This is a genomic window from Dapis brunnea BLCC-M229, from assembly GCF_050015995.1.
Classification (GTDB): Bacteria; Cyanobacteriota; Cyanobacteriia; order Cyanobacteriales; family Microcoleaceae; genus Trichodesmium.
On sequence record NZ_JBNHEP010000191.1, the window covers coordinates 631 to 10,446 of the forward strand.

At 36.6% G+C, this 9,816-nt stretch carries 4 protein-coding genes; all 4 read left to right on the top strand.

All coding sequences use genetic code 11. From position 1 onward, the window contains the following. On the top strand, positions 1-2,803 hold a 2,803-nt coding region (locus tag ACP6PM_RS21585), incomplete at its 5' end, for an Ig-like domain-containing protein (protein WP_426588257.1). 960 nt (positions 2,804-3,763) lie between these two features. Beyond that, complete coding sequence (locus ACP6PM_RS21590) at positions 3,764-5,062, top strand: AAA-like domain-containing protein (RefSeq protein ID WP_426588259.1); 1,299 nt, start codon at positions 3,764-3,766, stop codon at positions 5,060-5,062. Positions 5,063-5,267: 205 nt separating this feature from the next. Next, a complete protein-coding gene (locus tag ACP6PM_RS21595; RefSeq protein WP_426588261.1) occupies positions 5,268-7,643 on the top strand; it encodes a CHASE2 domain-containing protein in 2,376 nt (791 codons plus the stop codon). A gap of 568 nt (positions 7,644-8,211) precedes the next feature. After that, complete coding sequence (locus ACP6PM_RS21600) at positions 8,212-9,150, top strand: DUF928 domain-containing protein (RefSeq protein WP_426588263.1); 939 nt, start codon at positions 8,212-8,214, stop codon at positions 9,148-9,150. The last annotated feature ends 666 nt before the right edge of the window (positions 9,151-9,816 follow it).

Sequence of the window (9,816 nt, forward strand, 5' to 3'; positions counted from 1 at the left end):
CACTCTGCCAGTGGGAGAAACAGCAACAGACAATTTCACCTACACCATCAGTGATAGCAATGGTGGCACAAGTACAGCCACAGTCACAATTACTATTAACGGCCAATTTGAACCTATTCCTGAACCTCCTGTGGAGCAACCAGAACCTCCAACCAATAACCCCCCTGTGGCTGTAGACGACAGTGCTATCACAGATGCCAATGTGGCGATCGAGAATGAGAACGTTCTAGTGGGAGACACAGACCCAGATAATGACCAATTAACTGTCACTGCAGTTAACAGCAACAGTAGTGACATTGGTCAAGAAATCACCCTGCCATCAGGAGCATTACTAAGATTAAATAGTGACGGCACATATAGTTATAACCCCAATGGTCAATACGACACTCTGCCAGTGGGAGAAACAGCAACAGACAATTTCACCTACACCATCAGTGATGGTAACGGTGGTACAAGTACAGCAACAGTCACAATTACTATTAACGGTCAATTTGAGCCAGAAATTCCTGTGGATGAAATTCCTGTAGAAGAAACTCCTGTGGATGAAATTCCTGTAGATGAAACTCCTGTGGATGAAATTCCTGTAGAAGAAATTCCTGTAGAAGAAATTCCTGTAGATGAAACTCCTGTAGAAGAAATTCCTGTAGATGAAACTCCTGTAGAAGAAACTCCTGTGGATGAAATTCCTGTAGATGAAACTCCTGTGGATGAAATTCCTGTGAATGAAATTCCTGTAGAAGAAATTCCTGTGGATGAAATTCCTGCGGATGAAATTCTATTAGAAGAAACTCCTGCGGATGAAACTCCTGTAGAAGAAACTCCTGTGGATGAAATTCCTGTGGATGAAATTCCTGTAGAAGAAACTCCTGCGGATGAAATTCTATTAGAAGAACCTCCTGTAGAAGAAACTCCTGCGGATGAAACTCCTGTAGAAGAAACTCCTGCGGATGAACCTCCTGTAGAAGAAACTCCTGCGGATGAACCTCCTGCGGATGAACCTCCTGTAGAAGAAACTCCTGTAGAAGAAACTCCTGCGGATGAACCTCCTGTAGAGGAAACTCCTGCGGATGAACCTTCTGTGGATGAACCTCCTGTGGATGAACCTCCTGTAGAGGAAACTCCTGTAGAGGAAACTCCTGCGGATGAACCTCCTGCGGATGAACCTCCTGTAGAGGAAACTCCTGCGGATGAACCTTCTGTGGATGAACCTCCTGTGGATGAACCTCCTGTAGAGGAAACTCCTGTAGAGGAAACTCCTGCGGATGAAACAATTATAGAAACTTCTCAAATAGAAATAGAGCATGACAGTCTCTGTCCTCCACCTCCAACCATAGAATTTCCAGATTTACCTGTTGTACCTTCTATGGTTTTAGAACCTAATCAATTTGAAGAGTTCTTATTCGGTACAGCAGCAGATGAATTTATCAAAAGTAGTAGAGTTGGCCAAGCTACTGATGGCCTAGGTGGAAACGATACCATGGAAGGTAGTGCTGTTCCTGACATCATTTATGGTGGCTTGGGTGAAGACCGAATTTTTGCTAATCGTGGTCGTGACTTTGCTAATGGCAAGGAGGAAGCTGATTTTATCAACACTGGGAAAGGATATGATACTGTTCGTGGTGGTAAGGGTAATGACATTATCTGGGCTGACATTGGTAATGATATAGTCCTAGGTGACAAAGGTCAGGATATCTTATGGGGTGGTACTACTGGTGGTACTGATAAAGATTTATTAGGTAGTGATACCATGAACGGTGGTAGAGGTAATGACTACCTAAACGGTAACCGTTACAACGATCTACTAATGGGTGGTAAGGGTAATGATGAAGTCCGTGGTGGTAAGGGTGATGATATCCTGTTCGGACAACAGGGTGACGATATGTTGATGGGTGAGAATGGCGATGACCAAATTGTTGGTGACCCCAGTTCCAATTCTTCAGCAGAGGAAATAGGAGAAGATTCTGTGAATGGAGGTCGGGGTAACGATGTTATTGAAGGGAGTCGTGGAAACGATCTAATTAATGGTGGTAAACAAGATGATTTCGTCTTTGGTGGTAAGGATAATGATTTAATCTTTGGCGACCAAGGTGACGATACTCTCTTAGGAGAGGCAGGAGATGACACAATTTATGGTGGCAACAATAGCGTTATTGATGCTGATGTGTCAGGCAGAGACTTGATTTCTGGCGGTGCCGGAAATGACTTCCTCAGTGGGAACTATGGTGCAGATACTATTCTTAGTGGTACAGGTAATGATATTGCACAAGGTGGTAAGGATGATGACATTTTATATGGTCAAGCAGGAGACGACCTTCTGTTTGGCGATCGAGGTAATGATACTATCTGTGGTGGTGAGGGCAATGATACTATCTATGGTGACAACCTTGAACTTTCAGCAGCAATTGGCACAGAAGGTTTCCAAGATGTGTTATTAGGAGGTATGGGAAATGACCTGATATTTGGTAATCAAGGCCAGGATATATTATGGGGTGAAGATGGTGATGACCTCCTCAATGGTGGGGGAGATGATGATACTTTAACTGGCGGTAGTGGTAGCGATCGCTTCCTACTCAACGTTGGTCAAGGTTCAGACATCATCACCGACTTCAATATCAATGAAGATTGGCTAGTTTTGGGTGATGGATTAGTTTTAGATGAACAACGCCTAACTATTGAGGCAGTTGCCAATAATACCCAAATCTTCTGGGATAATCAACTTTTAGCTACTTTAGAAAATACAGTGACTACCCCAGAAGAAATCACAACTAAGTTAACTACTATCAATGATTCTTCTTTCTTCTAATCACATGATAGAATAGTCTCCTGGAGTGAGAAGTATTTAAGTAAAATTAATTGTGCATTAACTTCTCACTCATTTGAGCTTTAGTATATAATTAGATATCTCTAAAAAATAATGTAGGGAGGTTTCATGGAACATTTCTAAAAATTTTGATAGCAGGTTTTAGGTATCATCAAAAACATTGCTGAATCTTACTAATCACTTAATCAGGAATTTGGGTAATAAGTATAGCATTATTTTGGGGAATTGACATTAAATATAGCAATCAGGAATCAAATGTGAGAATTGAGGTATTCCTTTAAAGGATAGAATATAGCAGTTATCTTATGAATAAAATACATTTTCTTCTTCCCTGTTCCCTGTTGCCCTGTTCCCTGTTGCCCTGTTCCCTGTTGCCCTGTTCCCTGTTGCCCTGTTCCCTAAAAGTCTCCAATATCTCATAACTCAAATCATATTGCTATAGTGATATTCATCACTAAAAATTACTCATCTACTTCACTTTGTTGTATTTAAATCGCTCACTTTCTCCATACCAAAAAATCACCTTCATTTTACTTATAGCTCACCACCATCCCCAGAAATTAGGGGGATAATTAAAGTGTAAAGTTAAAAACTCAAAAACTCAAGGAGGCAAAAACAATCAAAAATCAACTTTCCCGATCGCTGGTTTAACTAGCTCCTTTCAATTCCAAGTAATTCTAATACTACTGTTGAATTCAGTAAAGATTTACTAGACTTCAAACCAACACTTGGATTCTTCATTTATCATAAGCTGGTTAAATCAGTTTGATAAGATTTGCATAATTTTTAATAATTAGTATAGATTACTTTAATTTAATACCATTTTCAAGAATTTTTGCAAAGGCCAAGCTTTTATGATAGAGAATTATAGGAGTTTATTTGTCACAAACATTTATCAAATTGATATAAAAACCTAAGAAATTTAAACTTAAATAAAGAACCATGAATCAAGAAATATTTGACCACATTTACTCTAATTTGTCAGACAATGACAAAAATATAGTCCAATTGCGTTTATCAGGTAAAAAATATCAAGAAATTGCCGAAGTAATGAGTTTCGATCAATCGAGTGTAGGGAGGAAATTAAAAGCAATAGCAAAGAAGTTTAAATACTCATCAGAAACCAATCTGGAATGGAACGAATATTTGGTACAAATATTCACTCAATATAAACCAAATTTAGTCATTAATGAGTTACAGGAAGATTATGGTTTCCACCAAGTTATCATGCCTGGTAGACCGGAAAAACTAGACTCTCCTTTTTATATAGAACGTCATCGAATTAAACGTTGTACTATTGAATCTGAATGTTATGAAGCTATAGAACAACCAGGTTCTTTGGTAAGAATAAAAGCACCAAGTAGAATGGGTAAAACTTCTCTGATGCAAAGGATACAAGCTAAAGCAAAACAAAATACTTATCTTCCTGTGTATCTGAGGTTTGACACTTTGATTGAACCCCAAAATATTAGCAGTATTAATAATTTCATCCAAGCATTTAATAAAAATATCAAAAGTCAGTTGCCTGATGTTAAATCTGGACTAACTTGGGATGATAATAACGCTAAAATTTCTTGTACTCAAGCATTTAAAGAATTATTGATTCATGTCAAGAAAAATGTTGTTTTACTATTAGATGAAGTTAATGAGATTTTCAATTATCCAGAAATATCTAAAAACTTTTTTGCTATGTTAAGAAGTTGGTATGAGGAAAGTAATAACTCGGAAATTTGGGAAAATCTTAGAATGGTAATTGCTTATTCGACAGAATATCATGGTAAATTAGATATTTATCAATCTCCTTTTAATGTCGGGTTGCCCATAGAATTAAAAGAATTTACAAAAGATGAGGTGGCTAATTTAACATTTAGACATCAACTTGAAGCAGAAATAGTCAATCCTTTAATGGATATGGTAGGAGGACATCCTTATTTAGTCAGATTAGGATTGTATAAAATGGTCCAGGATGAATTGAAAATTGAAGAGCTATTAAAAGAGGCTCCTACTGAAAGTGGGATTTATCAAGATCATTTAAGTATGCTTTTAGAAATCATGGAGAATAATCCAAAAATCAAAGCAGTTTTTTGCGAAATATTAAAAGCTAATTCTCCAGTACGTTTACCTAATAAAAATCGAGAGGTACGTCAATTAGAAGCTATGGGATTAATTAAAATTAAAGGTGATTTGGCTGAACCTCGTTGTCAGTTATATCAACAATATTTTCAGTATTGTCTATTTTAATTAGACTTCTTACAGAAGTCAGGGAATAGGGAATAGCGGTGCGACCCCGCGACGACGAAAGTCGCAAGGGAACGCGCACCAAGAGAGGGAATAGGGAATAGGGAGATGAAATTGTTTATTTTAGATCTTGAATTGATTTAATTAAAACTTTTGCAAGAGCTCTATTGAAAGTCAGGAAGTAAAAAAGAAGGAAAAAGGAAAAAAAATGGTACCTGGAGGGAGTTTACGAGCAAATGACCCTACTTATGTAGTAAGAAAACAAGATATAGAACTATTTGAAAATCTCCTAGCTGGCGAATATTGTTATGTGTTTAATGCTCGTCAAATGGGTAAATCTAGTATGCGGGTAAGAGTGATGAAAAAATTACGCTCCCAAGGTTGCAAATGTATCCCAATTGACATGACTAGATTAGGTGTTTCAATTAAAGAAGAATCTTGGTATGAAGGTTTTTTAGGAGAAGTATTTTATGGATGCGATTTGCCTAATAGTATCAATTATCAAGACTGGAGAGCCAGTCATCAAAACTTAAATAATATCCAACTTTTTGCTCGGTTTATTGAAGAAATTTTATTTGTTCATTTTCCTTATCCTCAAAAAATATATATTTTTCTTGACGAAATTGATGTGCTAGTTAAATTACCGTTGGAGATGAGAAATGATTTTTTTGCTTTTATTCGCTCTTCTTATAATCGCCGGGCTGAGGAGGGAAAAGATGATTATCATCGGTTGATTTTTGCTTTTGTTGGAGTGGCGACTCCAGATGATTTAATTAGAGATCCAAAACGGACTCCTTTTAATATTGGTCATCCCATTGAATTAACAGAATTAAAGTTTGAAGATGGAAAAAATTTAATTAAGAGTAAGAGATTAGATGAAATAGTAGAAGAGCCAGAAGTTGTTTTAAAAAAAGTTTTTGATTGGACTGGAGGTCAACCTTTTTTAACTCAGAAACTTTGTCAAATTATTGTTGATTATGCAGAGGATTCTGAACCGGATATCGATAAGCTAGTAGAAGAACATATTTTGACTTATTGGGAAGAGAAAGATAATCCCACTCATTTTAAATATATGCACGATTATTTAGTCAATCATGTTGAATTTGCACCTCAGTTATTGGGACTATATCAAGAAATCCTGCAAAAGGGAGAAGTTAAAACTGATGATAGTCCAGTACAAATGGCTCTAAGATTGTCTGGTATAGTAATTAAAAGAGAAAAGAAATTAGTTATTTTTAATAAAATTTATCGGAAAATTTTTAATGAAGATTGGGTAGAGGAAAAATTAGCAGAAAAGTTAGCAAATTTAGAAAATAATCTGGATAATTCTCAGGTTAAACCTCAAGCTCAACCTAAAACATTAGGAATGAGTTTAGGTATTGCTGGTTTTGTAGGAGTCGGCGTGATTATTTTGAGAACTTTAGGTTTACTACAATCATTTGAATTAAATGAGTACGATCGCCTGATGCGATGGCGACCTTCAGAGCCACTAGATCCTCGTCTTTTAATTGTTGAAGCTACAGCAACAGATATTAATAAATATGGAATTAGTAATAGTTTAACTGATGAGAATTTGGCTAAGGTAATAGCTAAATTAGAAACTCATCAACCTACAATTATTGGTGTAGATTATTTACGAGAAAAACCTTTACCTTCTGAGTCTGATTATCAAAAATTATTAACACTTTTGAGTAATAATCAGAAAATAGTTGCTGTTTGTAGTGTTAGTGACGATCGGAATAAGAATAAACCTAGTAGCCAACCTCCAGATGGAGTACCAGAAGAACGCTTAGGTTTTATTCAACTTATGCTAGATCCTGGTCAAATTAATATTGTCCGTCGGCACTATATGTTTCAGAACAAAATATTAGGAAATCCTTGTCAAACACAGTATTCATTAAGTGTTAGCGTTGCCCTTAATTATTTGGAAACTAAAGGCATTCAAGAGGAAGATGCTCCCCGAGGGTTTGTCAAAATAGGACAGGTTTTTTTCAAAGACCTTGTAGAAGGACAAGGTTTTTATCAAAAAATTGATACTGGTGGAATTCAAGTTTTACTTAATTATAGAAACTCAGAGGGAGTTCCTAATAAAGTTGCTGAATCTATTACTATTTCGGATGTATTATCTGGGAATTTTGATGATTCTTTAGTTAAAGATAAAATTGTACTTATTGGTAATACAGACCCCAATGGTAGTGATAATTTTTATACTCCTTATAGTTTTCAAGTTGCTTCTCAAAAGAAAATGCCTGGAGTTATTGTACACGCGCATCAGGTTAGTCAAATTATTAGTGCAGTTTTAGATGGAAGAGATTTAATTACATTTTGGCATAGGTGGGCAGACTGGTTGTGGATTTTGGGTTGGTCTGCTGTTGGTGGTGTAGTAGGTTGGCGTTTTCATCGAGTTTTATTCTTTGTCTTTTTTATAGGAGGAAATATTATGGTTTTATACTTAGTTAGTTTGATTTTTTTAACTCATGGTTTTGTGGTGCCCTTGGTGCCATCTGTTTTGGTATTAGTCATAACTGGTGTCAGTGTTTTCATAAACTTTGAGAGAAGTCCCCCTTCATTGACTAATGAGTGATATAAAATCCGGTTGAATACTTATTATATATTTGGGCGAGATGGGGAGATGGGGGTATAGGGAGATGGGGAGATGGGGAGATTGAATTAAGGAACAAGGTGTACCTAATGAGTCTGAGAAACGCTATGGTGTAGTTTTCCTCATCCTTACCTGCTGGTTAGTATACAGATAATGGTTCTCTAGTATCACTAATTGCTTCAAATTAATTTCAAATATATTCCTGATGGAGACCAGTATAGGGAGTAATACTAAGAAGTACATGAAACAAGTGTAGAGGGAAAATATAAATTGAAGTATAATTTAGATCAAAAAAGATCCTAAAATATTTGACTTAGCTATTAATTCACCACCTTAAATTCACGCCTTGGCGTCTGTTACTGCATAAATTCATACCTCGATTCAGCAACGCCTAATTATTAGAGCAAAAGTTATAAAAATATTATCAGTTTTAGGAATTAAAACTCCTGCTGATGTAGAAGAAACTAAAAGACAAGTGTAGACCTTATAGAGGTTATCTAAGTTTATCCATTTCTTGATTAGACAAACAATTTTTTTAGGGGAGAAAATAATGAAAATCAAACAATTTGCTGCCGTTATTATTAGCATCTGTGGGCTAAGTGTAGGAATAGCTAAATCAGTAGCAGTAGAAACCAACACACCTGTCCTACCGCAACAGTCCGGGACAATAGAGGAATCAGATCGACTTTTTCAGCAAGCTACCGTATCTCAAGAACTAGGTAAATACAATCAATTTACTCCAACATTGGAAAGCACATTTGCCATTTTAGAAACTTCAGGTGTTAGAGAAAAAGCTAGACTTACAGAATCTCCTATTCCCGAATTTCAAAAACTTTTTTCATATAACGTAGCGGATAGGGATAGAGGAGGGAACGCTGATTCAAGTAGTACCAGCGGCGGAGGTACTCGCGGTGCTCGCGGTGGCAAGTGTAATCCTAATGATAAAAAGCCTTTCTTAGTTCTGATTCCTGCAGAACAAGACAATTTAGGAACTTTGGCAAGTCATCCGACTTTTTGGTTATATATTCCTCGTTCTGGTAGTATTAACTTCGTTTTAAAGGATAGGATTGAGAGGGATAAAATTATTTATGAGACTAAATTTAATGTTGAATCAGAGCCAGGATTTATTAGTTGGCAGTTACCCTCATCTGCTCCACCTTTAGACGATAGCATTTATTATTCACAATTTACTTTTGATTGTGGAGATAATTCCTCGAAGATTGTTGAGGTAGATATATTAAAGGAGGAAGCAACCAATAGTTTGATGAGTAAGCTAAAATCGGCTGAAACTGTTATAGACAAGATTAATGTTTATCAAGAATATAATTTGTGGCCTGAGAGTGTTAACGAGTTAGTAAACTTACGTCGCAGTAATCCTGACGATCCAGAGATCAAGGATAGATTCAAGATTTTATTAGGTAACAAGTGGTATGATGATTTAATTGACGATCCGATTCAAGATTGTTGTGAAATTGGTAAGAAAGAGTAGATATCTCGGTTTATAACCTAAAAAAAAATGCGAAATTTGATGCAATTAGTATGAATTAGGTTAAGTTCCTACTAATATGTTTTACCTGAGTTGAGAATAGATGATATAAGCTGCCCCTTTCAGGGGTAGCTCCGCTATGGGATAATTTGTTCTAACGGGACTTATATCATGTCCGGTTGAATACTTATAAATAAACGACGGAGGAGTCAGGATTCAGGATTCAGGAGTCAGGAGTCAGGAGGGAAGAAAGAAGGAAGAATCAGGAAGTTTTTTTCATCACTAATTATCCGGACATGATATTATATCATGTTCGGTTAAATAGTTATTATAATTAAAGCTAGTAGTAGGGTTTCAGCCCCAACTGTAGATAGGGCTGAGAGCTATACTACAAATCATATACTTTATTATAAGTGATTATCCGAACATAATATTATATCAAATCCGGTTTAATACTTATTGTATGGTTGGGGGAGATGGAGAGATGGGGAGATGGGGAGATGAGGGGATTGAGTATTGAAGTAATTATAGACAGGACTTACGCAGAACCACCATCTCTTGGTGCGCGTTCCCTTGCGTCTTACGCCGACGCGGGGTCGCACCGCTATCTAGTTGGGGTTAACGGCCGTTAACCCCTACATATTGTGTATAATTCTATCTTTTGCGTAA

Excerpts from the sequence above, each read along its gene's own strand:
- ACP6PM_RS21590 (WP_426588259.1), top strand. The coding sequence starts at position 3,764 with ATGAATCAAGAAATATTTGACCACATTTACTCTAATTTGTCAGACAAT.
- ACP6PM_RS21595 (WP_426588261.1), top strand. The coding sequence starts at position 5,268 with ATGGTACCTGGAGGGAGTTTACGAGCAAATGACCCTACTTATGTAGTA.
- ACP6PM_RS21600 (WP_426588263.1), top strand. The coding sequence starts at position 8,212 with ATGAAAATCAAACAATTTGCTGCCGTTATTATTAGCATCTGTGGGCTA.